Below are 22,047 nucleotides of genomic sequence, written 5' to 3'. Positions count from 1 at the left end.
GTCTGTGCGACCCGGTCGCCCTTTCGTCCGTTGGCGTGTTACCCATCGGGCGGGAGCTGACCGGAGGGCTGTATGGACTGGACGGGGCTGGCCGCGCGGGCCGGCGCGATGATCGTGCGTCCGGGGCGGACCTGGGACGTGATCGGGCCCGAGCCCGGCGACGCGCGCACCGTCCTGCAGACCTACGTGGCCCCGCTCGCCGCCATCCCGGCCATCTGCGGCGCGCTGGGAGAGCTGGTGTTCGCCACCCGCATCGGCGAGGTCGGCGTCCGCGAGCCGCCGCTGGGCGTCCTGGCCAAGGCCGCCGCCGGCTATGCGACCACCTTCGCCGTTGTCTGGCTCCTGGCCTGGTGGATCGCCGCCATCGCCGCGCCCTTCGGCGGCCTGCGGGAGCGGGACCAGGCCCTCAAGCTCGCGGCCTATTCCGGCACCGTCCTGTGGCTGGCGGGCGTCGCCCACCTCTACCCGAACCTGGCCCTGCCCGTGGGCATCCTGGCGCTGCTCTACGCCGGCTGGACGCTGTACCAGGGCCTGCCGCGCATGATGCGCTCCGACCCGGCGCACAACCTGACCTACTTCGCCGCGGTGCTGCTGGGCTTCCTGCTGCTCGCCGTCCTGCGCGCCACCGTCGTCGCCAAGGCCGCCGAGTTGGGCGGCCCGCTCATGATGGGCTGACGCCAACGTCCCTGCTGGGGTTGCAGCGCGCCTCCCCGCGGGCTAACACTGAACTTAATGGTTCAGTATGTAGCCGCCCCGCTTGATGCGTCCTTCGCCGCACTTTCCGACGCCACGCGGCGCGGGGTGCTGGAGCAGCTCGGGCGCGCCGACGCCTCGGTCACCGAGCTCGCCGATCGCTTCGGCATGACCCTGACGGGCATGAAGAAGCACATCGGGGTCCTGGAGCAGGCCGGTCTCGTTGCGACGGAAAAGGTCGGGCGCGTGCGCACATGCCGCCTCGGCCCACGCGGACTGGACGAGGCGGCGGCCTGGATCGAGGCCCGCCGGCAGGTGTGGGCCGCGCGCTTCGACGCGCTGGACGATGTCGTGGAAGCCTTGAAGCGGAAGGAGAATGGCGATGGGCCAAAGAACGGGTGACGGCCGCACGGCGGTCGAGCGCAGGTCCGAGCGGGAGCTTGTCGTCAGCCGAACCTTCGACGCCCCGGTCCGGCTGGTGTTCGACGCCTGGACCAGGCCCGAGCTGTTCAAGCTCTGGTGGGCGCCCAGGTCCGCGGGCGTGCCGCTGCTGGATTGCGAGATGGATGTCCGCACCGGCGGCGGCTACCGCATCGTCTTCGGCCATACGCCGGCCGAGTCGATGGCCTTCTTCGGCAAGTACCTGGAGGTCGTGCCGCTCTCGCGCATCGTTTGGACCAACGACGAGGGCGGGGAGGGCGCCGTCACCACCGTCACCTTCGAGGCGCAGGACGGCAGGACCCGGCTGGTCCTCCAGGAGCTCTACCCCTCCAGGGAAGCGCTGGACGAAGCCTTCATCGGCATGGAAGACGCCATGCCCGAACAGTTCGGGCAACTCGACGAGCTCCTCGCCGGCCTCGCCACGAGCTAGGCTCCGGGCCCTAGTACCAGGTGCCCTTCTTCAGGCAGGCGCTGTAGCGGACGCTGGCGGTGTTGGTGCAGCGCCCTTCGCCCAAGCCGCAAAGCGCCGTCGCCTCGTGCCACATCTGCTTGCAGTAGGCTTCATTGGCGCCGCCCGCCTGGACTGGCGTCGACGGCCCGCCCGGCGACCGCGCCCCGAGGAGCGCCTGCATCTCGGGCGAGGCCGCATAGTCGGCGGGCCGCTTCCCGCTGTGGTCGGTGGCGGTCCGGCTGGCGCCCTTGGCGATCAGCAGTTTCGCGATATCGATCCGGTTGCGCTCTGCGGCCACGTGCAGGAGCGTGCTCCCGTCCGTATCCTTGGAATTGACGCCGACGCAGTCGTCGAGGAGCGCGGCGAGGTCCGCCGGCTGGTTGTACCAAACGGCGTCGCGCGCCTGGAGGCGCGGCCGCGTCGCCGGCGTGCGGCCGTCATTGGCGGGATTCGCATTGGCCGCCGCGCAAGCCCCGTTGCTCGCCTTTACGGGAGCCGCCGGGCGTCCCTTCGCAGGCGCAGCCGCAGCGCCGCCGAGGTAGGGCGCGAACGGGTCCGCCGGGGGCGCCATCTTGGCCCGGATCGCGGCTCGGATCGCCGAATAGCCTTCCGCGACATCATAGGCCGTGCGCCCGCGCGTGGTCTTCAGGTCGGTTCGCGCGCCGCGGGCGAGCAGATAGCGGACCATGCGCTCGTTGCCGTCCTCCGCCGCGATGTGGAGCGCCGTCCAGCCCTCCTCGTTCTGCATGTCGATGTCCTGGCCCGCGTCGAGCATCCGCACGACCTCGGCCTCCTGGCCCATCTTGACCGCATAGCGCCAGTTGTCCCAGGAGTCCGCCAGCGCCGCGAGCGGCAGCAGCGCCACAGCCGCGACTGCGGCGAAAACCAAACGAATACGCACGCGACACACCCCCAAACAACCGCGGCAGGATGCCGTGCCCGAGCGCGGCCAGCAATAGCCCAAGTCGCCGATGCGGCGTCCCGTCAGCCAGGCTCGTGGAACGGCGCGGTCTCCGGCGGGTGGCGTCCGGGGAGCCGGTCCTTGAAGGTCCGCGATCGGAGTGGAAGCCGACATTCCGAGGCTCGAAGTCAGCCTGCGCTTTGCCGCCGCGCGAAATCGACGAAGGCCTTGAAGGCGGCCGTGGGGTTGCGCCGGCTTGGATAGTAGAGGCTGAGCGGCGCCAGCTCGGGCGTCCAGTCCTCGAGCACGCGGACCAGGCGGCCCGCCTCGATGTCCTCCCGCACGTCGGATTCCATCGCCAGGGCCAGGCCGACGGACGCGAGGACTGCGGTGCGCGCGAGGCTCGCTTCGTCGAGGGTGACGGCGCCTTCGACGTCGATCTGGACGGCCTGTCCGTCCTTCTCGAAAGGCCATCGGTAGATCGCGCCGTTGGGGAGCCGGACCCGCAGGCAGGTGTGGCCGGCAAGGTCCTGCGGGATGAGCGGCGTGCCGCGTGATTTCAGATAGCTGGGCGTCGCCACCACGACATTGCGCCGCGCCACGCCTAAGGGGAGCGAGATCATGTCGGCCGGCACGAGATCGGCGCTGCGGACGCCGAGGTCGAAACCGCCCGCGACGATGTCCACGAGGCGACCCTCCGTGACGATGTCGATGTGGACCTGCGGATATGCCCGCATGAACGGCAGGACGAGCGAAGCGAAGATCTCGCGCGCGGCGGTCGGAAAGGCGTTGATGCGCAGGGTCCCTGACGGCGTGGCCTGTCGGGCGCGCGCGACGTCCATGGCCTCTTGGATGTCCCGCACCGCAGGCGCCACCTGGGCGACGAACTGCTGGCCGGCCTCGGTCAGCGAGACGCTCCGCGTCGTCCTGTTGAAGAGCCTCACGCCCAGCGTGCGCTCCAGCTTTCCCACCGCATTGCTGAGCGCCGTCGTCGAGATCCCAAGCTCCAGCGCGGCCGCGCGGAACTTGCCGTGGCGCGCCACCATGAGAACCGCGTCCAGCTCCGCCAGGTCGCTCCGCATTATTGTCCCGGTTTTCGTGATGAGCCGTACGCTTTTGTCCCGATTATCGCGGGGTATGTCCATCGCTACCTTGACGGCCTGGGCCACTTGCAGCCGCCGTTGGCTGCGCGGGCCGTCAGCAGGACAACGACCATGCCGCTCGAACTGCCACCTCCCGTCGCCGCTTATGTGGCTGCGAACGCCCGCCTGGATGTCGATGGCATGCTGGAGCCGTTCGCAGCCGACGCCGTGCTTCTGGACAACGGCGCCGCCTTCCGGGGCCACGCCGAACTCCGGCGTCTCTTCGAGGAAGCTGTGGTCGCCGTGAAGGCGATCTTCACGCCCGACACCGCGCGCCGAGAGGACGGCCGGCTGGTGGTCGAGGGCCCGGCCCACGGCGACTTCAAGGGCAGTCCGATCCGCTTCACCTACCGCTTCACGCTCGAAGACGGCGCCATCAAGGCCCTGGAGATCAGGGCATGACCCTCAAGGCCGATCCGACCGAGTTCGCCGGCAAGCGCGTGCTCATCAGTGGGGGCACCAAGGGCCTGGGCCGCGCCACGGTCGAGCGCTTCGTCGCCGGCGGCGCCCGGGTGATCACCGCCGCCCGCGGCGCATTGGAGCCCATCGACGGCGTCGAGTTCGTGCAAGCGGATCTGACGACGCCGCAGGGCGGAGAGGCTCTGGCCAAGGCGGCGCTCGAGCGCCTGGGCGGCGTCGATATCCTCGCACACGTGATCGGCGGCTCGACCACGCCGGGCGGCGGCTTCGTCGCCCTGACGGATGATCACTGGCTCTCCGAACTGAACCTCAACCTTCTGGCCACGGTCCGTCTCGACCGCCTGCTGATCCCGCAGATGATCGAGCGGGGCGCCGGCGCGGTCGTGCACGTCACGTCGATCCAGTCCGTCCTGCCGCTGCCCGAGTCGACGACGGCCTATGCCAGCGCCAAGGCCGCGCTCAGGACCTACAGCAAGGCCCTCTCCAAGGAGCTCGGGCCCAAGGGCGTACGGGTCAACGTCGTATCTCCCGGCTGGATCATGACCGAGGGGACGGGCGTGTTTCTCAAGCGTCTGCAGGACGCCAACGGCGGCTCTCTCGAGGACGCGCGCCAGCTGGTCTTGGACGGGCTCGGCGGCATCTCGATCGGTCGCGGCGCGGAGCCCTTCGAAGTCGCCGAGGCCATAGCCTTCCTGGCTTCGGACCGGGCTGCCTCCATCCACGGCGCGGAGCTTGTGGTCGACGGCGGAACCGTGCCAACCGTCTGATCGGAAGACCAAGCCGTCCGCATCCGTCGAACGGGTCGAGCGGGGGAGGTCCGATGGAGCGCCGGGCGGCGACGGCAGCCTTCCATTCGACGCTGACATTCGGAACGACCGCTACCGGGCCCTAATGGGAATGTCCGCCTTGGGGCTTGAGGCCAATGTCCGCTTCCGACCCGTTGCGGACCTGGCGCGGATGGCTCTACGGTGATCACGCGTTCGTGAAGTTGCAACTTCGCGACGAGGAGGAGCCTTCGTGAAGCACTCGCTCGTTTTCGTGGCGTTCGCAGGTCTAGCTCTTGCTGGATGCAGCCGATCCGAACTGACTGGAAGCGCACCAGGCCACGGTGCTGGTCGGTACGCCGGAGTGGGGCTCTACCAAGCTGATCGAATGTGGAAGCAACTGGCGGGGGCCACGCCGAAGGAAGCGGCAGCGGCGCGCATTGCGGACGACAGTTACGTGATCGTCGCGATCGACAGTCGGACGGGCGAACTTCGCCAATGCGGCAATCTCAGCGGCCATTGCATTGGAATGAACCCTTGGTCGACGGCGCTAACGCAGGCGCAGCTCGCGCCAGCCTCCCTCGCGAAACACGCTGAGCAGCTCGATGCTGAAGCGGTGTCCGAGGCCAATCCGGTGTCGAGCGCGCCGACCGTGGTAAAGCCCAAAGTCCCCTAGCCACCCGTCGCTGACGCTCGGAACCTCCGCTTCCGACCAAGAGTGGAATGTCCGGTCGGAGGCTCGAGGCCAACGTCCCGACCCATTGCGGACAACCGCAAAGCACGGAACCGTGGACGCCCAAGCCATCCCGTGGCGACGCCGGAACGGAGGACGGTCGCGATGCTGACTGGTAGCTGCCTGTGCCGCGCGGTCTCCTACGAGGTCGACGCGACGATCGAGGGCATTGCCCACTGCCATTGCGAGACTTGCCGTAAGACGCACGGCGCCGCGTTCTCCAGCATCGCTCCCGTTCCACGGGACCGGCTTCGCTGGGTCCGCGGCGAGCATCTGCTGAGTTCGTATGAATCGTCCCCCGGCAAGCTGAGGCGCTTCTGCTCCCGCTGCGGGTCGCAGATCGTGGCCGAGCGGCCGGGCCACTCGCACCTGATGCTGCGGCTCGGTTGCCTGGACACGCCCATTACGGCCGCCCGCCAATGGCACATTTGGCGGTCCGACGGAGCGACCTGGTACGATCCTGCGGACGTTCACCCGGAGCTGCCGGAGGGACTTCCTCAGCGCTGAGCCCGGTCGTGGGTCATCCACCCTCTGCCGACGGCCCACACGTCGGCTTCGGGGGTGAACGCGGAACCTCCGCTCCCGCTCCGGACAGATGCGCCTGCGCCAGGCGCGCTCGCCTGTGGCCCCGCCTTAGGGCTACGCCCCGCCCAGATAGATCCGCTCGGCCCGGCGGCTGAGGCGCACCAGGACCTCGTGCGCCACGGTGCCGGCCGCGGCGGCCTGGTCGTCCAGGTGCGCGTTCGGCCCCAGGAGCTCCACCGCGTCCCCGACCGTCACCGCGGCATCGCCGATGTCGATGGCCAGCACGTCCATGGTGACGGCGAGGAGGGGGCGGCGCGCCCCGGCGATCCAGCCATAGCCGCCGCCGTTCGACGCGCGGATCACGCCATCGGTGTAGCCCGCCGCCACGATCGCGGCGCGTACCGGACGGTCGGCCGTGTACTGCCGGCCATAGGCCAGCCGGTCTCCCGGCCGCAGGTTGCGGATGTCGAGGATCGGCGCGGTCAGCGTGGCCACGGCCTTCAATCGGTCGTCCGGCCGGTCGAACGGGCCGCCGCCGTAGAGGCTGACGCCGGGCCGGACGACGTCGAACCGGTATTCGGCGCCCCGGAAGATGCCGGCCGAGGCTGCGAGGCTCGCGCGGGCTTCGCTGAACAGCGGCCGGATGGCCCGGAAGGCGGCGAGCTGGTCGGCGCTCCGTGGATCTCCGGTCTCGGCCGCCGAGCCCAGGTGGCTCATCACCAGCCCGATCTCCAGCCCGCGCAGGCGGTCGGGCGCCTGCGCCAGGGCCCGGGTCTCGTCCGGAGTCAGGCCCTGACGGTTCATGCCGGTGTCGACGTGCAGCACGGCTTCCAGCCCGCCGTTCGCGACCGCCCAGGCCGAGGTCGCCGTGACCTGGGGCAGGGTGGTCAGCACGGGGGTCAGCCGGGCGGCGGCGAAACGGGGCAGGGTTCCTGCCGCGGCGCCGTCCAGCACGTAGATCCGGGCCTCGCGGTCGCCGAGCTCCGCCCGCAGGGTTTCGCCTTCGTCGAGGCGGGCGACGAAGAACTCGCGGGCGCCCTCGGCGTGCAGCCGGCGCGCGATCGGGCCCGCGCCCAGGCCGTATCCGTCGGACTTCACCACCGGCGCCACCGTCGCGCCGCCGGCCTCCTGCGTCAGGATCGCGTGGTTGTGGGCGAGCGCGTCGAGGTCGACCGTCAGGCGCGCGCGGGGAGCGGCCGCCACCTCAGTGCGGGTCGTAGCGGCCGGTCTGGGCCAGGTTGCCGAACTTGGTGGTGTCGGAGTGGAACGACAGGCGCACCGTGCCGATGGGGCCGTGGCGCTGCTTGCCGATGATGATCTCGGCCAGGCCCGTCACCTTGTCCATCTTCTCCTGCCACTCGAAATGCTCCGGCGTATTCGGCTGGGGCTCCAGGCGGCTGAGGTAGTATTCCTCGCGGTACACGAACATCACCATGTCGGCGTCCTGCTCGATCGAGCCGGATTCCCGAAGGTCGGAAAGCTGGGGCTTCTTGTCCTCGCGGTTCTCCACCTGGCGGCTGAGCTGCGAGAGAGCGATGACGGGCACCGAGAGCTCCTTGGCCAGCGCCTTCAGCCCCTGGGTGATCATCGAGACCTCCTGCACCCGGTTGTCCGGGCCGCCCGTGCCCGTCGTCACCAGCTGGAGGTAGTCGACGATGATCAGGTCGAGGCCGAACATGCGCTTCAGCCGCCGGGCCCGGGCGGTGAGTTTGGCCAGGGTGATGCCGCCGGTCGCGTCGATGTAGAGCGGGGCTTCCTGGATCTCGAGGGCCGCGTCGCGCAGCCGGCCGAATTCCATGGCGTCGATCTCGCCCTTGCGCAGCCGGTCCCCCGAGACGCCCGAGGCCTCGGCCAGCAGGCGCAGCGCGAGCTGTTCGGCGCTCATTTCCAGCGAGAAAAACGCCACCACGCCGCCGCGGACCGTCTTCTTCGAACCGTCGGGCTGCGGCTCGTAGGCGTAGTTGCGGGCCACGTCGAAGGCGATGTTACAGGCCAGCGAGGTCTTGCCCATGGAGGGGCGGGCCGCGAGGATCACCAGGTCGGAGGGGTGCAGGCCGCCGATCTTGCTGTCGAGGTCGACGAGGCCGGTGGAGAGGCCGGCCAGGCCGCCGTCCCGGCTGTGGGCCTCCGCCGCCATGGCGATGGCGCCCTGGATGGCGTCGGCGAACGGCACGAAGCCCTGGCTTACGCCGCCGCTTTCGGCGAGCTGGTAGAGCTGCTGCTCGGCCTTCTCGATCTGCTCCTGGGCGTCCAGCTCGGTGTCGCCCGCCTGGGCGTCGGCGGCGATCTCCCCGCCGATGCGGATCAGGTCGCGGCGCAGCGCCAGGTCATAGACGGCGCGGGCGTAGTCGGGCGCGTTGGCGGCCGGCGGGGCGCGGTCCACGAGGTCGGCCAGGTAGCGGACGCCGCCCAGTTCCTCGAAGGCGGGGTCGCGGGCGAACTGCTCGGCGATGAGGATCGGCTCGGCCAGCTGGCCCTTGCGGACATAGGTCTCGATCGCGGCGAACAGGCGCTGGTGGAACGGCTCGAAGAAGTGCCGCGCCTGCAGGTTGTCGCCCAGGCGCTCGAAGGCGGCGTTGTCGAAGAGCAGGGCGCCCAGCAGCGCCTGTTCCGCCTCGATGTTCGAAGGGGCGCGATTGATCGCGATGTCGTTGGAGGCGTCCGCCACGGGACGCAGGTCGAGAGCCGGTACGATCGCCATGGGTTACCGATACCCCAGGGGCTGGGGACGATCACTGCGACCACGCGGCCTGCGGCCACCTGTCCACAACAAGATGAAAGCTGTGGACGAAGCTTGGCTTTGAGGGAACCGAAGCGGCGCGGGACCTTCCGATCCCGCGCCGTCGGACGAAGCGCTATGGCTTCAGAGGCTTACCAGTCGACGCTCAGGCGGCCGTAGAAGAAGCGGCCGTTGAAGCCGAACGGCGAGTAGCTCGGGAAGCCGATCGAGCCCGTCGGGCTGTTGATCGTGCCCGGCGTGTAGTTCGGGTACTTGTCGAAGAGGTTGTTGGCCCCGACCGCGGCCCGGACGCCCATCGGGAACGCGTAGCGGACCTCCAGGTCAAGCAGCGCCGCCTGACCCGTCTCGTAGTCGAACGAGGCGTTGTTGTTGGGGATCAGCACGCTGTCGTAGTGCGTGACCTTGGCGGTCGCGCCCCACGGGCCCTGCTCGTAGTCGGCCGACAGCACCAGCTTCACCTCCGGCGTGCCTTCCTCGTAGGCGAGGCGGTTGCCGCGGTCGAACAGGAACGGCGGCTCGGCGAGGTTGGTCAGGGTCGGCAGGTCAGGCGTGCGCGTGACCTTGGTGTCGTTGAAGTTCGCGGCCGCCGTCAGGTCCAGCCGGCCCTCGTCGCCGATGTCGAACCGGTAGCGCGCCACGATGTCGACGCCCTTCGTGGTGGTGTCGACGCCGTTGATGAAGAACCGCGCGCGGCTCACGCCGAAGGGCTGGAGCAGAGCGCTGATCTGCGCCGCCGTGGCCGCCGGCGTGTTCGTGTTCGGCAGGTCTTCCGACAGGACGATGCGGTTGTCGATCTCGATCCGGTAGGCGTCGACCGTCAGCTCGAACGCGCCCTGCTGGAAGACCAGGCCCACCGAGTAGTTGACCGACTCTTCCGGCTCCAGCGGCTGGCCGCCCAGCGCCCGGCCGATCGGGCTGGTCGCCGGGAAGGTGCCCACCTCGATAAGCTGGAAGGTGTTGCCCACCAGCGTGTTGTTGGTCGAGGTGTAGGTGAAATACTGCTGCTGCAGCGCCGGCGCCTTCACGCCCGTCGACACCGCGCCGCGGAAGGCCAGCGCATCGGTGACGTCGTAGCGCGCGGCGATCTTGCCGGTGAACTCCGAACCGAAGTCGGAATAATCCTCATAGCGGCCGGCCACGTCGAAGCCGAGCTTCTCGGTGAGCTGCCCTTCGACGTCCAGATAGGCGCTCCAGTTGTGGCGCTTGACGTCCACCTCGTTCGACGGCCGGAAGCCGGGGAAGCCCTGGCTCACGCCCGCAACGCCGCCCGTGGTGATGGGGCCCAACGTGTAGGACGCCGGCTCGCCCGCGTCGATCTCGAAGCTCTCCTCCCGGTACTCCAGGCCCGCCGCGACGTTCAGCGGCCGCGCCAGGCCGACCTCGAAGCCCTTGGAGACGTTCAGGTTGACCAGCCACTGGTCATAGCCCAGCGAGCCCGAATAGAAGTCGCGCTTCGAAGCCGCCCCGTAGGAGGCGTTGATCGAGTTGGTCGTGTAGTAGTCCAGCTCGTTGCGGCCGTAGGAGACACCCAGGTCGGTCTTCCAGCCGGCCAGCTCGCCGCGCACGCCGCCCTGGACGTTCCAGTCGTCGATGTCGGTGTCGATCTTGGGCAGGAAGCCGCCCGGATAGACCGCCGGCACGTTGTTGGCGTTGTTGTACGCGCGCGCCGTCGCCGCGGCCGAGGTGTCGCGGTGCTGGAAGCCGGCGTAGCCGTAGAGCTCCCAGGTCTCGTTCAGCGGCAGGCCCGCGTTGGCGTAGGTCGCCCACGACCGCACGTAGGGATCGCCGTAGCGGCCCAGCACGATCGGCCGGCCGTAGGCGGGCAGGGTGCTCTGGTTGATGTAGTCCGAGCGGTTGGTGGCGTGGCGCAGCGACCACTCGCCCGACAGCGTCAGGAAGCCCTGGTCGCCCAGCGGCAGGCCCTGCCACAGCGAGACGCTCTCCTGCAGCCCGTCGTTGACGTCGCGCTCGCCGCGCGAGGTCTTCACCTTGGTGTCGTGCAGGCCGTAGCTGACGGTCGCTCCGCCGCCCTCGCGCGCCTGGCGCAGGCGGATGTTCATCACGCCGGCGATGGCGTCGGCGCCGTACTGGGCCGAGGCGCCGTCGCGCAGGATTTCCACCCGCTCGACCGCCACCGTCGGGATGGTGTTGAGGTCGAAGGCGGTCGAGCCGCGGCCGATCGAGCCGTTGACGTTGACCAGCGCCGAAACGTGGCCGCGCATGCCGTTGACCAGCACCAGCGTCTGGTCCGGCGCCAGGCCCCGCAGGGTGGCCGGGCGGACGTGGTCGGTGCCGTCGGTGATCGCCGGGCGCGGGAAGTCCAGCGCGGGCGTCAGGTTGGCCAGCGCCTGGGCGAGCTCGGTCGAGGTCCCCTGGCGGCTGATGGCTTCGTTGTTGATGACGTCCACAGGCGCCAGCGTGTCGAGCCGCGAGCGGCCTTCGGTGCGGGTGCCGGTGACGACCAGCTCCTCGACCTCGGCATTGACGGTCTGGGCGCCGGCGGCCGTGGCCCACAGCGTTGCGGCCGACGCGGCCGCGAACAGGATGTTGCGGTATTTCATGAACTTGCCCCTCCAAGCGGCCTCCGTTCATCCGGAGAACTGCGTTGGTCGGGTCAAGCTAGGAAGCGTCGCTGCCGCCGGGAATGACAATTGTGCAACAGCCGCAAAGCAAAACGGCGCGGGATCGCTCCCGCGCCGCCTGCGACAGGTTTCCCTGCGACCTTAGGCCTCGGCGTCCGAGAACTCCGAAGCGATCTGGCCGGCGCCGCCTTCGAGGAGGTCGGCCGCCGCCTGGTCGGCCGCGAGCCGCTCTTCCTCGAACTGCGAGGAGATCACGTTCTCGCCGCGGGCCTGGCGATCGGCCTCGTCCTGCGAACGGGCGATGTTCAGCGTCACGGTGACGACCACTTCCGAGTGGAGGCGGATCTTCACCTCGTGCATGCCCAGCGTCTTGATCGGCTTGTCCAGCACGACCATCGAACGCTCGACCTTGCCGCCCTCGGCGTTGATCGCGTCGGCCACGTCGCGGCCGGCGACCGAGCCGTACAGCTGGCCGCTTTCGCCCGCCTGACGGATCAGGACGTACTGCGTGCCGTCGAGCTTCTCACCGGCCTTGCCGGCGGCGTCCTTGGCCTTGGCGTTGCGCGCCTCGATCTCGGAGCGCTGGGCTTCGAAGACCTTCAGGTTCGCCGCGTTGGCGCGGAGCGCCTTCTGGCGGGGCAGCAGGAAGTTGCGAGCGTAGCCGTCCTTGACGTTGACCACGTCGCCGAGCGTGCCCCAGCCTTCCAGCCGTTCGAGCAGAATGACTTTCATGTGCCTCTTCCCCCTTACTTCACGACGTAGGGGAGCAGGGCCAGGAAGCGGGCGCGCTTGATGGCCTTGGCCAGTTCACGCTGCTTCTTGGCCGACACCGCGGTGATGCGCGACGGCACGATCTTGCCGCGCTCGGAAACGTAGCGCTGCAGGAGCTTGACGTCCTTGTAGTCGATCTTCGGGGCGTTGGCGCCGGAGAACGGGCACACCTTGCGGCGGCGGAAGAACGGGCGGCGCGCGCCGCCCGCGGAGGCGCCGGCGGCCGGGGCGGCCGGAGCGGTGGAGGTGTCTTCAGACATGGAGCCCTCCCTTTCTTAGAATTGCGGGGCGTCGTCGCGGCGTTCGCGGTCGCGATCGCGGCGGGCGAGGATGGGCGACAGCTCGAGGTCGAGCTCTTCGACGCGGACGGTCATGTAGCGCAGCACGTCTTCGTTGATCGACAGCTGGCGCTCCATCTCCTTCACGGCCTCGGCGGGCGCGTCGATGGCGAGCAGCGAGTAGTGACCCTTGCGGTTCTTCTTGATCCGGTAGGTCAGGTTGCGCAGACCCCAGTACTCGATCTTCGCGACGTTGCCGCCGCCTTGTTCGATGAGGGCCTTGAGCTGGTCGTTCAGGGCTTCGGCCTGTTGCGGCGAGATATCCTGCCGCGAGATGACCACGTGTTCGTAGAGGGCCATATTTTCCTTCTTCCTTTGTGGAATGCGGCGTGCCCGGCGGCGGAAGGTCCGCCGGAAACGATGGCTCTCAGCGCGGCGGCCGGGAGGCTCCCGACCCATTCGCGTTCCGCGTGAGACCGCATTCCGTGAAGAGGCGGGCAATTAGGGGAAAAGCCCTATCAGGGCAAGGCTTTTCGGCCGCTTGCGCCCGGCGCGGCGTCGGGCGAGCCTGCCGAGCCCTATAGAGGATTTGCATGGCCCTCCGACTCTTCGCCGCCGCCGCCGCCGGCCTGGCGGTCCTGATCACGCCGCTGCAGGCCGGCGCCCAGCCCTCCGCAAGATCGCTGGAGCTTGCCCGCCGCTACGTGGCGGCCCTGAACATGGAGGAAATGCTGGCGACCTTCGTCACAGGCATGGCCACCCAGATGTTCGAGCGACAGACGAAGACCCGGGACATTCCGCTGACCAACGAGGTGCGGATCGCATTCGCCGATGCGGTCGACGAAAGCACGCGAGCCATCACGCCAAAGATGATGGAAGCCATGCTCCCGGCCGTCGCCGAACACTTCACGGAGGCCGAGCTGGAGGCCGCCGTGGCCTACCTCGAGACGCCGCTGGGCAGGGCCTTCATGCGCAAATCGCCCCAACTGATGGGCAAGGTCGAGAGGGCCGTGAACCCGCTGACGCCGGAGTTCTCGGCCGATCTCCAGGCCAGGTTCTGCAAGAAGATCGGCTGCGAGGATCCGCCGGCGCGCTGACGCGCTATTTCCCGCCCTTCAGCGTCTTCACCGCGGTCAGGGTCTCTGAGACGTGCTCGGAGGGATCCATCTTGGTGTAGGCGTGGACGACCTTGCCGTCCTTCCCGATGACGTAGGAGGTACGGTCGGACCAGTCGGGCTTGGCGGCCAGGATGGCGTCGTACTTCCTGGCGATCTGCGCGCCCGGGTCGGCGAGCACCGGGAACTTGCCCGAGCACTTGTCGGTGTCGGCCGAGATCTTCTGCAGCTGATCCAGCTTGCCGGCGGTGACGCCGATGACGGTCGCCTTCTGCGCCTGGAACTGGCCGATGGCGTCGGCGAACATCTTCGCCTCGATGTTGCAGCCGGGCGTGTCTGCTCCGGGGAAGAAGTACAGCACCACCGGCCCCTTCTTGCGGGCCTCGGCGAGCGAGAAGGTGAGGGGCTTGCCCGCCTGGAACCCCTGCAGGGTGAAGTCGGGAGCGGTCGCGCCGGTCTTCAGGGCCGCGGCGGCGGGCGTGGCGGTAAGCGCGCCGAGCAGGGCGGCGGCGAGCAGCGGACGGTGCATCGTGATCTCCCGAGGCGGCCCCGCCTCATCAACGGGCAGGGCCTTCGGGAGCGGATGCTAGCGCCTCAGCCGAAGATGTCACCCGGCATGGTGAAGTCGAAGTTCGCCGCCGTCAGATACTTGAGGCTGACGCCGCTCAGAAGGATGGTGTGGTCCTCGCCGTCGGCGCCGTCGTAGTGGATCACGGTGCCGAACTGGGTCTGCTGCAGGCGGCCGCTGGCCTTCAGCTCGGCGAACGAGCCGTCGTCCCCGAACATCGAGATGTCGAAGTACATCTTCTCGTTCTTGACGTCGAAATCCATCACCACGTCGTTGCCGCCGTCGTAGCGGAAGACGAACTGGTCGGGCGAGTTGCCGCCCCACAGTGTGTCGTTGCCGGCGCCGCCGTCCAGGCGGTCGGAGCTGTTGTCCCCGCAGAGCTGGTCGTTGCCGGCGCCGCCCGAAAGGGTGTCCTTGCCGTTGCCGCCGTCCAGGCAGTCGTTGCCGTTCTCGCCGTACAGCTTGTCTTCGCCGTTGTCCCCGTGCATCCGGTCATTGCCGCCGCGGCCGTACAGCGTGTCGTTCTGGTTGTCGCCGCACAGGGTGTCGTTGCCGCCGAAGCCGACGACGTAGTCGGGCTTGTTGGTGCCCAGGCAGCAGAGGTTCACGCCGGCCGGCACCGCCGAGTTCTGCACCACCGTCACGGTCTTGGCGGCGGATGAGCCTTCCAGGTCGGTGACGTGATACGTGACCTGCACCGTGCGCGCCGAGGCAAGCTCGCTGTCGCCTTCCTGCGCCGCGATGCGCAGCACGCCGCCGCTGTCGATGGTGATGCCCAGGTCGCCGGCCTGGCTGGTCACGTCCTGTCCGTTCACCACGACCTTGTCGACCTGATACCAGATCCGGTCGCTGTCGGGATCGGTGGCGGCGATCTGCTTTTCGAAGTCCGCGCCGAGCGAGGTCGTGACGCTCTGCACGCCGCCGACGAAGCCCGTCGTGGTCGGGGCGGCGTTCGGGACGACGACGAGGTTGTCGTATCCCGCGAACTTGGCCGGGCCGCCGCTTGCGGTGTCGTCGATCACGACCCAGCTCAGGGTGTAGAGCGACTGGTTGAAGCCCGGGCCGGTGTAGCCCGTCAGCGGATTGCCGTTGGCGTCGGTGATCACCAGGCTGGCCAGGTTGACGGTCTGGAAGCCGGCCCCGGTGTCCGTGGTGAAGCGGCCGTACAGCGTCTGGCCCGGATTGGCCTTCGGCGTCGCCGTGAACGCGAAGGTCACCTGCGCGCCGGTCGGCTGGAAGTTGCTCCAGGTGAAGCCGTTGACGTCGATCGACTGCACCTTGAACGACTGCGAGACCTCGCCGCCATAGACCGGCTCGCGGGTCAGGTACGACGTGTCGCGCGTGCCGTTGACGAAGATGTACTCACTGCCCCCGAGATTGTAGAGGCCGTTGCCCAAGGTGAGCACGTCGGCTCCCGAGGTGATGTGAAAGTTCTCGACGGGGCGATAGGGAGATCCATCCGCCGGATCGAGCTGCGCCGGCGTGACGTTGTTGAAGTCGATCGTGTAGGTCGGCATCCCACCCTTGCCCCATTATGGCACAACTCGCGGCTCTACCACGGCTTGCCTGCCTCCGCACGCAAAACGCGGGCCTGCGTCAGTTGTACGTGACGGTCACGGTGAACGCGCCGGTGTATGTCCCCGACTCGGTCGTCGTGGTGATCGGGAAACTGCCGCCGACCCAGAAGTCGTAGGTCCCGTCGCTGTTGGCGCTGCCGCTGAGCGTGCCGGAGGTCGTGTTCGGGAACTTGGTCAGCGTCACCGTCAGGTTCCCGCCGGGACCGGACATGGTCGCGGAGCTCGGGACCGCCAGCGTGAAGGTCTGGCCGCCTTCCCCCGTCACCTGATAGGCGGCTCGGCTGACCGTCACCGGCGGCACGTGCACGGCGTTGCCGGCGCCGGTGATGGCCGGGAGGCCCGTGGTGGCGTTCACCGCCACGGTGTTGCTGCCGCTGGAAGGCCGCACGACCCGGCCGAATGAGAGGTCCGACGACTTCACGATCTTCAGCGACCGCCGAACGGTCGCTCGGCCCGATCCGGTGCGCGTGATGTCGTTGCCGTTCACCGCATTGAGCGCGAGGCTGTACGACGAGGTGGCCAGGTTCGACGCGCCGGTCGCGCCGCCCTCGTTGTCGCCTTTGATGGGGAAGTCCATGCCGATGTAGATCGTGCCGGTCTTGTTCTTCTGCATCGTGATCTTGAACGTGCGGGTCGCGCCGGACCCGCTCTCGTTGCTGACCACCGCATTGGTGCTGCCCGCGACGTCGAAGTTGTTCATGTTCTTGCCGCGGTTCGTCGAACCCGTGGCGGTGAGGGTGGCGTCGATGACCAGGTTGTTGCAGTCGTTGTGATTGGCGGTCGAGATCGTCATGGATACGACCGAGGTGCCCGTGGACGTCCGGACGCCGTCGCCGCTGATCTTCGTGATGGTGCCGGTCGTGGGTGCGACGCGGAACACGGTCTCGTTGGTCGCGGCCGACACGACGTTGCCCAGGTTCGGCAGGGAGCTGCTCAGGCTGCCATAGGTGAGCGTGCAGGCGGCCTGCGCACCGCCCGCCGCGACGCAGCCAAGCAGCGCGATGGTCGATGCAAGTAATAGTTGAGAGATTTTCCCGCCAGAGGGGAGTCGCATAACTGATGGTTCCCGAGCGTCTTCAGTTATTAACCTGATCGGACTGAGGGGACAAATCCTCAGCCGCCGGTGCCTGTTCTTGCGTCCGACTTTCGAATACGACTTCGCCCTGGACGTCCGTTCCGAACCCGCCGTCGTTCTTCACCACGGCGGTCAGCGGCGCGGCCAGCCTCATGCGCAGGCGCTTGGCCTGGTCCGGCTCCAACTCCACCCGGTATGAGCCGACCGGCACCTGGCTGAAGACCGCCGTCCCGTCGAACTCCGTGCCGGCCTCGTAGGTGCGGCCCTTGTCGTCGCTCAGGACGAGCCGCGCCGCCGCCAGGCCGACGGTCTGCCCGTCCGGCCGCCGCAGCAGCAGCTTGACCACGACGTCGCCGGTCGGCTGCATCGGATAGTCGACGGTGAGGGTGGCTCCCGGCCGCGGCCGAAGATCCAGGGTGGTGGGAGGCGTCTTCACGAGCGGGTTCTCGAGCTGCTCCAGATTGACCGCCAGCCGCGAGGTGGGGCCCGCGCCCACGCCGGAAATGAACGCCTTGCCGTCTGCGCCGGTTTTGGCGCGCGAAAGGCCGCCCTCCAGCACCACGTCCTTCACCGGAGCCTCGCCCTCGTCATAGGCGCCGTTGCCGTTGTCATCCATGAAGGCGTGAAACAGGACGCTGCCGCCCGACCCGGGACCCGAGCGGGTCATGCGATAGCCTTCGCCGGGCACGTTGTTCAGGCCGAAGCTCAGCTGCGCGCCGAGCCGATAGCTCTGGTCGCTGTTGTTGTATTCGCCCTGCAGGGCGAGGTCGCCGATCTTCAGCCGATGGACGCTGGCGACCACCAGGTTGGTCGCGTCGAAGTCATCGAGCGGCTGCCCGACGCCCACGCGCACGGCCCATGTCGGCGTGATGTCCCGGTCGGCCGTGATGGCCAGGGTGCGGGCGGCGAACTCGGGCAGGATGTCGTAGTCGATCGTCGCGCGGATCTGCCAGGCGTAGTCGCGGAAGGTGGAGGCGGCGAGGTAGCCCGTCAGGCGCTGGATGGTGCTGGTGGCGCTCTCGGTGTGTTCGTACTCGAAGCCGGACGACACGAGGAAGCTGCCGATCGAGGACGAGCCCCGCAGGGAGCCCAGGTAGGTCGTCGTCCCGTCCTCGTACTGATACCGCGAGAGCCGCCCGGAGATCGGAATCAGGCGCTGTCGCAGGTCGAGCGTGGCGTCGGCCGACAGCTCCGTGCGCCGGCGCGTCGGTCGGGTCAGCTCGAACCCGGGGCCGTTCTCGTCGAGGAACCCGCGCCGGAATTCCGCGTGGCGCAGGACCACGGACGCGCCCGCGACGTCCCCGGCGACGCCCAGGAAGCCCCCGTATGCGCCTCGGTCGTCCGCCGCCGCGTCGACCTGGGTCGCGAAGCCGAACAGGGAGGTGCGGAAGCCCGCGTTGTAGACCATGCGGTACTTGTCTTCCGCCAGCGGCAGCAGGGCCGCGCCGGCGGAGAGGGTCAGCGACTGCGTGAGCCCGTAGTTCACGGACGTCACCGCGCGATAGCCTCGGACGTCGGTCCTCGGGCTGCCATCGGGCCTGGCGAAGACGATCACGTCGCGATTCTGCTGTACGGCGCCGAGCTCGAACTGCACCTCTCCGCGACGCAGCATGCCGCCGCCGACATTGATGATCCGGGTCTGCTCCGAACGTTCGCCGCGGGGCCCGTAGGTGACGATCCGGACGACGTTCACCCCCGGCGACAGCGGCACGTTCAGGAACTCGTAGCGCCCCTCCGCCGGCGTGTTCTGCCCGCTTCGCAGGACGTCGTTGATATAGAGCTCGACGTCATAGCCGATGGGCAGTTCGCCCCGCAGGTCGACGCGGTTGAAGACGTTGGTGTGGTCCAGCGGCACCGTGGACAGCATGAAGCCGCGGCCGCCCACGCCGCGGGGACCGAGCGACAAGGTCGGCGTGAAGACGTCGCCCACCGCGACCACGCGCGCCTTCAGCGGCCCGAGCAGGCCGCCCCTCAGTGAGCGGCGCTCGAAAACCGCCCGCGCGGAGGAGGGCGAGCCGGTCTCGTCCGAGCCGATATAGCCCTGGAAGTTGCCGTAGAGCAGGTCCGCGGCGGTCCGCACATCGTAGCGCAGAGGCGTCTGCGGGTCCTCGGACTGGACGCCGCTCGCCACCTGGATGTCGAAGCCCGGCCAGCCGATCAGCCCGTAGGGACGGTCGACGATCAGCGATTCCGTGTCGGTGATGGAGCGCCCGACGCCCAGGTCCCGGATGCGTGCAGCGCGTTCCTGCCGCGCCTGGATCGGCAGGCTCTCCTTGGCGACGATCATGATTGCGAGGCCGGCCGGGTCGACCTTCAGTTCCAGCGGCAGCAGCTGCTGCAGCGTCGACGCCTTGATGAAGATCTCGGTGGCGGTGACCGCCACGTCGTCCGGGGCGAGCTTGACCTCGCGGGGCCCGTCGCGGGCGGTGCCGGTCTTCAAGTCCACCACCAGCGCGCGCCGCGCTTCGCCGACCCGCCCGATGATCCGGCCTTCCGGAGGGCGGACGTCGACCTCCATCTCCAGGAGCCGCGTGAGCTCGCCGACCGGCAGCAGGGGGTCCGTCTCGTCGCCGTAGCCGGCGAGCCCGTCTGTCAGCGTGAGCTGATCCAGCGCGACCGAGTAGAGGATTAGGTTCGCGGGATCGACGAGGCTGGGCGTCGACTGCACCTGTGGTGCAGCCGGCGTCCCGGGTGCGGCGCTTTCAGCCGCCTGGCCGGAGCCGGCGGCCAGGAGCGAAAGCGCTGCTGGGACGGTGAGGGCGAGCCATCTACGGGACTTGAGCTGTCGCAAGCAGCTTGCCCGGAGAGGTGTCGTCGTCGGTGAACGAGACTTCCAGCTTCTCACCGGCGGCGGGCGCGCGCGTCAGGGGGATGCGCATCGTCCGGCGATCGATCTCGGGATAGACGCCGACGCCGCGAGCCACCCCGAGCGGATCGCCGCGTTTGCCGGCGACGCGAACCTCGAGGTTCCCGAACAGGGAGTTGGCGCCCGCGCGCACCAGGTCGAACACCACGATCGGAGTACGGGCCGGGGCGGCCCCGGCGGCCGACGACACGGCGGCGTACTCGATGCGCGGGTTCTCGATCCGGCCCTGAACGTCCGGCGGCGTGACGCGGACGATCGCCGGGATGCTCAGCCCGAAGACCGAGGTGATCTGGAAGCGCAGTTCGTTGGAGCCGCCGCCGGCCGCGTCGTCCACCGTGGTGCCGACGGTCGGCGGGGGGATGGTCGTGACGGTCAGGTGAGTGCGGAACTCGCCCGTCGCGTCGGCCGGCACGTTGGCGACGCGCAGGCGGATGGTCTGGCCCTGGCCGGGCGCCAGGGTCGCGCGGCGCGGCGAGACCAGGAGGAGGCTCTTGGCCGAAGCCACCTTGTCGGCGAGGGCCTTGTCGGCCGGGTCGGCCTGCGCATCCTCGATCGCCACGATCTGCCCATCCGCCTTCATCACGCGGTCGATCAGCGCGATGTCGAAGGTGGCCGCGGCGGTGCCCTGGTTGAAGATGTACACGCTCCCCGTCCGTTGGGTCGGGCTGAACGTGATCCGCTTGGGCGTGATGTTCAGGTTCGCGCCGACCGTCGTCGTGGTGACGGCAGGGGCGGGCGGCTGCGCCGGTTGACCGTGGGCTTCAGCGCCGAGCGCGGCGACCAGGGCGAGGGCGGGCAGAAGGGCTGCGCGTCTCAATTGTATTGGACCACAACCACGAGCATGCCCTCGTAGGGGCCGGGGACGAGGTTCTGCGCCGACGCAAGCGCCAGCGATCCCCCCACGTCCACGCTCATAGTGGATCCAAAGGCGTCGCCGAGCACGACGTCGCCGCTGCCGACCTGGTATTCGGCGCTGGTGTTGGTCTTGACGGTCAAGGTCTCCTGGCCCCCGCTGCGAACAACCGTGAAGCTCTCAGGCACGGTCGTCGACACTACGTCGCCAGGTTGACCCCGAATAGTTAATTGGGCGTTGTTACCCGCCGTCCGCGACGTCGTGACGCTCGCGGTTCCGCCGATGCCGTTGCTGAGCGCGCCCGTGGGCGCCACCGACACGGCCGGCAGGGTCAGGCCGTTGCCGATGTTGATGCCGGCGGACTCGACGAACTTCACCGCGACGGGCGTCGTGGCCGTGGTGGCGCTGACGGCCGCCTGCGCCGCGCAGAGCACGAGCGCAATCCCGGCAGATCCGATGATGAGTGCGCGTCGCATGACTACTCGCGAAGGAAGAGGCGCGGGCCGGCTCGGGTGAGCCTCGCCCGCGCTTATACCTGATTTACTGGTAGTTGACCGTGGCCTTCAGCTTGCCGACGTTGCCGTTGGCGGTCGGGTTGGCCGGATAGCCGAGGGTGGCGCCGACCTTGAAGGTGCAGCTCTGCGAGCCCGTGCCGGTGATGGCGACCGAGGTCGTGGTCACAGTGCCGCACGAACCGCCCGCCACCGCCGCAACGGTGAAGGCCGACAGGGCGTAGTTGCTCGTCATGCTGTCCTGCGCGAGCGCGAGCTGGATCGACTGGCCGGCTTCGGCCGTGATCGTGAAGCTCGCGGCGGTCGGCGCATTGGCCGTGTCCGCGACCGTCGTCGGATCGCCCGACCGGGCGGCGTCGGTGTCGATGACCACCGTGCCGGCGCTCGTCGGACGGATCAGGGTGCCGTAGTTGAGCGGCGAGCCCGCGGCCAGCGACAGCGCGGTGATGAACTTCACCTTCGCGTCGACGGTCTTGCTGTCGCTGGTCTGAGCGGCGGCGCTGCCGGCGATGGCCGAGACGGCCGCGGCGGCGATGAGGAGAGAACGCATCTTCATAGTTGTCAGCCCCCAGGGAGGTGTGTGTCGAAACGGTACGCTTCTGGACCTTTCCGGATGTCTCCCGGCAAACCCGGCGCCACACCGCCTGGGCGGGAGCTCGGAGCCTCAAGTAAACGTCCGGTTGTACTGTTGTTTTAATTGTTGGTTATCCGTGGCGCCGCTCTAAGGCTACGCTTCGGGAGTGTCAAGTTAGTTCGATACCATCGTTCTCTGAGTTAAGTGAAAGACGGTAAGCAAGGTCTTAAACCGCTAGAACTCGGAAGCTTTTTCCGGCCGCTCGACCGCCGATCCATGCATCCGGGCTCCTGGACAGGTGCTCGAATTCGCGTGATCGGTGTGTGAACTTCAGAAAATTCCACCGACGCGCGAGTCTTGATTGCGTCTTCGCGTGCCGGATACGCCCATCCGCCGCCTGAAGTGAATAGATCCGGCCTCGCAGCGTTACTCAATTTGGGGAACCGCGTCTGAGGCGATCTGCCTC

General features: G+C 68.6%; 23 protein-coding genes. 8 read left to right on the top strand and 15 right to left on the bottom strand.

Annotation, left to right across the window (positions count from 1 at the left end):
- Positions 1-72 precede the first annotated feature (72 nt).
- From ACO2Q0_RS00340 to ACO2Q0_RS00330, 3 genes are read left to right on the top strand one after another with little or no spacing between them, the layout of a single operon-like run.
- Complete coding sequence (locus tag ACO2Q0_RS00340; RefSeq protein ID WP_423349492.1) at positions 73-675, top strand: Yip1 family protein; 603 nt, start codon at positions 73-75, stop codon at positions 673-675.
- 57 nt (positions 676-732) lie between these two features.
- Positions 733-1,095: an ArsR/SmtB family transcription factor gene (locus tag ACO2Q0_RS00335; protein ID WP_423349491.1), complete on the top strand. Its 363-nt coding sequence runs from the start codon at positions 733-735 to the stop codon at positions 1,093-1,095.
- Positions 1,076-1,564, top strand: coding sequence for an SRPBCC family protein (locus tag ACO2Q0_RS00330; RefSeq protein ID WP_423349490.1), 489 nt, complete (start codon positions 1,076-1,078; stop codon positions 1,562-1,564). The genes ACO2Q0_RS00335 and ACO2Q0_RS00330 overlap by 20 nt, the downstream gene beginning before the upstream one ends.
- Positions 1,565-1,574: 10 nt before the next feature.
- Here ACO2Q0_RS00330 and ACO2Q0_RS00325 read toward each other — a convergent pair whose 3' ends face one another.
- Together ACO2Q0_RS00325 and ACO2Q0_RS00320 are read right to left on the bottom strand one after the other, a co-directional pair.
- Positions 1,575-2,486 carry an ankyrin repeat domain-containing protein gene (locus tag ACO2Q0_RS00325; protein WP_423349489.1) on the bottom strand — a complete coding sequence of 304 codons (912 nt, stop codon included), beginning with the start codon at positions 2,484-2,486 and terminating at the stop codon, positions 1,575-1,577.
- 188 nt (positions 2,487-2,674) lie between these two features.
- Positions 2,675-3,568 (bottom strand): LysR family transcriptional regulator, encoded by an 894-nt coding sequence (locus tag ACO2Q0_RS00320; RefSeq protein WP_423349488.1) that lies wholly within the window; start codon positions 3,566-3,568, stop codon positions 2,675-2,677.
- Positions 3,569-3,700: 132 nt separating this feature from the next.
- On the opposite strand from ACO2Q0_RS00320, the gene ACO2Q0_RS00315 reads away from it, so the two are divergent.
- The 4 genes from ACO2Q0_RS00315 to ACO2Q0_RS00300 all read left to right on the top strand — a co-directional run bounded on the left by ACO2Q0_RS00315 (position 3,701) and on the right by ACO2Q0_RS00300 (position 6,052).
- On the top strand, positions 3,701-4,030 hold the full coding sequence (locus ACO2Q0_RS00315; protein ID WP_423349487.1) for a nuclear transport factor 2 family protein: 330 nt from the start codon (positions 3,701-3,703) through the stop codon (positions 4,028-4,030).
- Complete coding sequence (locus ACO2Q0_RS00310; protein ID WP_423349486.1) at positions 4,027-4,815, top strand: SDR family oxidoreductase; 789 nt, start codon at positions 4,027-4,029, stop codon at positions 4,813-4,815. Before ACO2Q0_RS00315 ends, ACO2Q0_RS00310 begins: the two co-directional genes overlap by 4 nt.
- 385 nt (positions 4,816-5,200) lie before the next feature.
- Complete coding sequence (locus tag ACO2Q0_RS00305; protein WP_423349485.1) at positions 5,201-5,488, top strand: hypothetical protein; 288 nt, start codon at positions 5,201-5,203, stop codon at positions 5,486-5,488.
- Between the two features lie 162 nt (positions 5,489-5,650).
- Positions 5,651-6,052: a GFA family protein gene (locus ACO2Q0_RS00300; protein WP_423349484.1), complete on the top strand. Its 402-nt coding sequence runs from the start codon at positions 5,651-5,653 to the stop codon at positions 6,050-6,052.
- Positions 6,053-6,184: 132 nt separating this feature from the next.
- Here ACO2Q0_RS00300 and alr read toward each other — a convergent pair whose 3' ends face one another.
- The 6 genes from alr to rpsF form a co-directional block, all read right to left on the bottom strand.
- Complete coding sequence (alr, locus tag ACO2Q0_RS00295; RefSeq protein ID WP_423349483.1) at positions 6,185-7,273, bottom strand: alanine racemase; 1,089 nt, start codon at positions 7,271-7,273, stop codon at positions 6,185-6,187.
- 1 nt (position 7,274) lies between these two features.
- A complete protein-coding gene (locus tag ACO2Q0_RS00290; RefSeq protein ID WP_423349482.1) occupies positions 7,275-8,771 on the bottom strand; it encodes a replicative DNA helicase in 1,497 nt (498 codons plus the stop codon).
- Between the two features lie 170 nt (positions 8,772-8,941).
- Positions 8,942-11,371, bottom strand: coding sequence for a TonB-dependent receptor plug domain-containing protein (locus tag ACO2Q0_RS00285; protein ID WP_423349481.1), 2,430 nt, complete (start codon positions 11,369-11,371; stop codon positions 8,942-8,944).
- Between the two features lie 162 nt (positions 11,372-11,533).
- Positions 11,534-12,124 carry a 50S ribosomal protein L9 gene (gene rplI, locus ACO2Q0_RS00280; protein ID WP_423349480.1) on the bottom strand — a complete coding sequence of 197 codons (591 nt, stop codon included), beginning with the start codon at positions 12,122-12,124 and terminating at the stop codon, positions 11,534-11,536.
- A 14-nt stretch (positions 12,125-12,138) separates the two neighbouring features.
- Positions 12,139-12,423: a 30S ribosomal protein S18 gene (gene rpsR / locus ACO2Q0_RS00275; RefSeq protein ID WP_423349479.1), complete on the bottom strand. Its 285-nt coding sequence runs from the start codon at positions 12,421-12,423 to the stop codon at positions 12,139-12,141.
- A 15-nt stretch (positions 12,424-12,438) separates the two neighbouring features.
- Positions 12,439-12,801, bottom strand: a complete 363-nt coding sequence (gene rpsF, locus ACO2Q0_RS00270; RefSeq protein WP_309092397.1) for a 30S ribosomal protein S6 — start codon at positions 12,799-12,801, stop codon at positions 12,439-12,441.
- A gap of 233 nt (positions 12,802-13,034) precedes the next feature.
- On the opposite strand from rpsF, the gene ACO2Q0_RS00265 reads away from it, so the two are divergent.
- Positions 13,035-13,538: a DUF2059 domain-containing protein gene (locus ACO2Q0_RS00265; RefSeq protein ID WP_423349478.1), complete on the top strand. Its 504-nt coding sequence runs from the start codon at positions 13,035-13,037 to the stop codon at positions 13,536-13,538.
- A gap of 4 nt (positions 13,539-13,542) precedes the next feature.
- Here the strand turns inward: ACO2Q0_RS00265 and ACO2Q0_RS00260 are convergent, their stop codons facing one another.
- The 7 genes from ACO2Q0_RS00260 to ACO2Q0_RS00230 form a co-directional block, all read right to left on the bottom strand.
- A complete protein-coding gene (locus ACO2Q0_RS00260; RefSeq protein ID WP_423349477.1) occupies positions 13,543-14,085 on the bottom strand; it encodes a peroxiredoxin in 543 nt (180 codons plus the stop codon).
- A gap of 65 nt (positions 14,086-14,150) precedes the next feature.
- Positions 14,151-15,641: a calcium-binding protein gene (locus tag ACO2Q0_RS00255; protein WP_423349476.1), complete on the bottom strand. Its 1,491-nt coding sequence runs from the start codon at positions 15,639-15,641 to the stop codon at positions 14,151-14,153.
- A gap of 79 nt (positions 15,642-15,720) precedes the next feature.
- Complete coding sequence (locus ACO2Q0_RS00250; RefSeq protein WP_423349475.1) at positions 15,721-16,755, bottom strand: DUF4402 domain-containing protein; 1,035 nt, start codon at positions 16,753-16,755, stop codon at positions 15,721-15,723.
- Between the two features lie 22 nt (positions 16,756-16,777).
- The gene (locus tag ACO2Q0_RS00245) at positions 16,778-19,444 is read right to left on the bottom strand and encodes a hypothetical protein (RefSeq protein WP_423349474.1); all 2,667 of its coding nucleotides are present in this window, start codon (positions 19,442-19,444) and stop codon (positions 16,778-16,780) included.
- A gap of 100 nt (positions 19,445-19,544) precedes the next feature.
- Positions 19,545-20,459: a hypothetical protein gene (locus ACO2Q0_RS00240; protein ID WP_423349473.1), complete on the bottom strand. Its 915-nt coding sequence runs from the start codon at positions 20,457-20,459 to the stop codon at positions 19,545-19,547.
- Complete coding sequence (locus ACO2Q0_RS00235; protein WP_423349472.1) at positions 20,456-20,971, bottom strand: DUF4402 domain-containing protein; 516 nt, start codon at positions 20,969-20,971, stop codon at positions 20,456-20,458. The genes ACO2Q0_RS00240 and ACO2Q0_RS00235 overlap by 4 nt, the downstream gene beginning before the upstream one ends.
- A gap of 64 nt (positions 20,972-21,035) precedes the next feature.
- Entirely contained in the window at positions 21,036-21,557 is a 522-nt protein-coding gene (locus ACO2Q0_RS00230) for a DUF4402 domain-containing protein (RefSeq protein WP_423349471.1), read from the bottom strand.
- Between the last annotated feature and the right edge of the window lie 490 nt (positions 21,558-22,047).

It is taken from the genome of Phenylobacterium sp. VNQ135 (assembly GCF_049445735.1).
In the GTDB taxonomy this organism is placed as follows: domain Bacteria; phylum Pseudomonadota; class Alphaproteobacteria; order Caulobacterales; family Caulobacteraceae; genus Phenylobacterium.
Note: the sequence above shows the minus strand (reverse complement) of the source record. Positions and strands in the feature narration are given on the sequence as shown.

What these genes read in the sequence shown, in the direction of transcription:
- ACO2Q0_RS00255 (WP_423349476.1), bottom strand. Translation starts at nt 15,641, where the DNA reads ATGCCGACCTACACGATCGACTTCAACAACGTCACGCCGGCGCAGCTC.
- ACO2Q0_RS00260 (WP_423349477.1), bottom strand. Translation starts at nt 14,085, where the DNA reads ATGCACCGTCCGCTGCTCGCCGCCGCCCTGCTCGGCGCGCTTACCGCC.
- ACO2Q0_RS00290 (WP_423349482.1), bottom strand. Translation starts at nt 8,771, where the DNA reads ATGGCGATCGTACCGGCTCTCGACCTGCGTCCCGTGGCGGACGCCTCC.
- ACO2Q0_RS00330 (WP_423349490.1), top strand. Translation starts at nt 1,076, where the DNA reads ATGGGCCAAAGAACGGGTGACGGCCGCACGGCGGTCGAGCGCAGGTCC.
- ACO2Q0_RS00335 (WP_423349491.1), top strand. Translation starts at nt 733, where the DNA reads ATGGTTCAGTATGTAGCCGCCCCGCTTGATGCGTCCTTCGCCGCACTT.
- rpsF (WP_309092397.1), bottom strand. Translation starts at nt 12,801, where the DNA reads ATGGCCCTCTACGAACACGTGGTCATCTCGCGGCAGGATATCTCGCCG.
- rpsR (WP_423349479.1), bottom strand. Translation starts at nt 12,423, where the DNA reads ATGTCTGAAGACACCTCCACCGCTCCGGCCGCCCCGGCCGCCGGCGCC.
- rplI (WP_423349480.1), bottom strand. Translation starts at nt 12,124, where the DNA reads ATGAAAGTCATTCTGCTCGAACGGCTGGAAGGCTGGGGCACGCTCGGC.
- ACO2Q0_RS00315 (WP_423349487.1), top strand. Translation starts at nt 3,701, where the DNA reads ATGCCGCTCGAACTGCCACCTCCCGTCGCCGCTTATGTGGCTGCGAAC.
- ACO2Q0_RS00230 (WP_423349471.1), bottom strand. Translation starts at nt 21,557, where the DNA reads ATGCGTTCTCTCCTCATCGCCGCCGCGGCCGTCTCGGCCATCGCCGGC.
- ACO2Q0_RS00320 (WP_423349488.1), bottom strand. Translation starts at nt 3,568, where the DNA reads ATGCGGAGCGACCTGGCGGAGCTGGACGCGGTTCTCATGGTGGCGCGC.
- ACO2Q0_RS00305 (WP_423349485.1), top strand. Translation starts at nt 5,201, where the DNA reads ATGTGGAAGCAACTGGCGGGGGCCACGCCGAAGGAAGCGGCAGCGGCG.
- ACO2Q0_RS00340 (WP_423349492.1), top strand. Translation starts at nt 73, where the DNA reads ATGGACTGGACGGGGCTGGCCGCGCGGGCCGGCGCGATGATCGTGCGT.
- ACO2Q0_RS00285 (WP_423349481.1), bottom strand. Translation starts at nt 11,371, where the DNA reads ATGAAATACCGCAACATCCTGTTCGCGGCCGCGTCGGCCGCAACGCTG.
- ACO2Q0_RS00300 (WP_423349484.1), top strand. Translation starts at nt 5,651, where the DNA reads ATGCTGACTGGTAGCTGCCTGTGCCGCGCGGTCTCCTACGAGGTCGAC.
- ACO2Q0_RS00235 (WP_423349472.1), bottom strand. Translation starts at nt 20,971, where the DNA reads ATGCGACGCGCACTCATCATCGGATCTGCCGGGATTGCGCTCGTGCTC.
- ACO2Q0_RS00265 (WP_423349478.1), top strand. Translation starts at nt 13,035, where the DNA reads ATGGCCCTCCGACTCTTCGCCGCCGCCGCCGCCGGCCTGGCGGTCCTG.
- ACO2Q0_RS00250 (WP_423349475.1), bottom strand. Translation starts at nt 16,755, where the DNA reads ATGCGACTCCCCTCTGGCGGGAAAATCTCTCAACTATTACTTGCATCG.
- ACO2Q0_RS00310 (WP_423349486.1), top strand. Translation starts at nt 4,027, where the DNA reads ATGACCCTCAAGGCCGATCCGACCGAGTTCGCCGGCAAGCGCGTGCTC.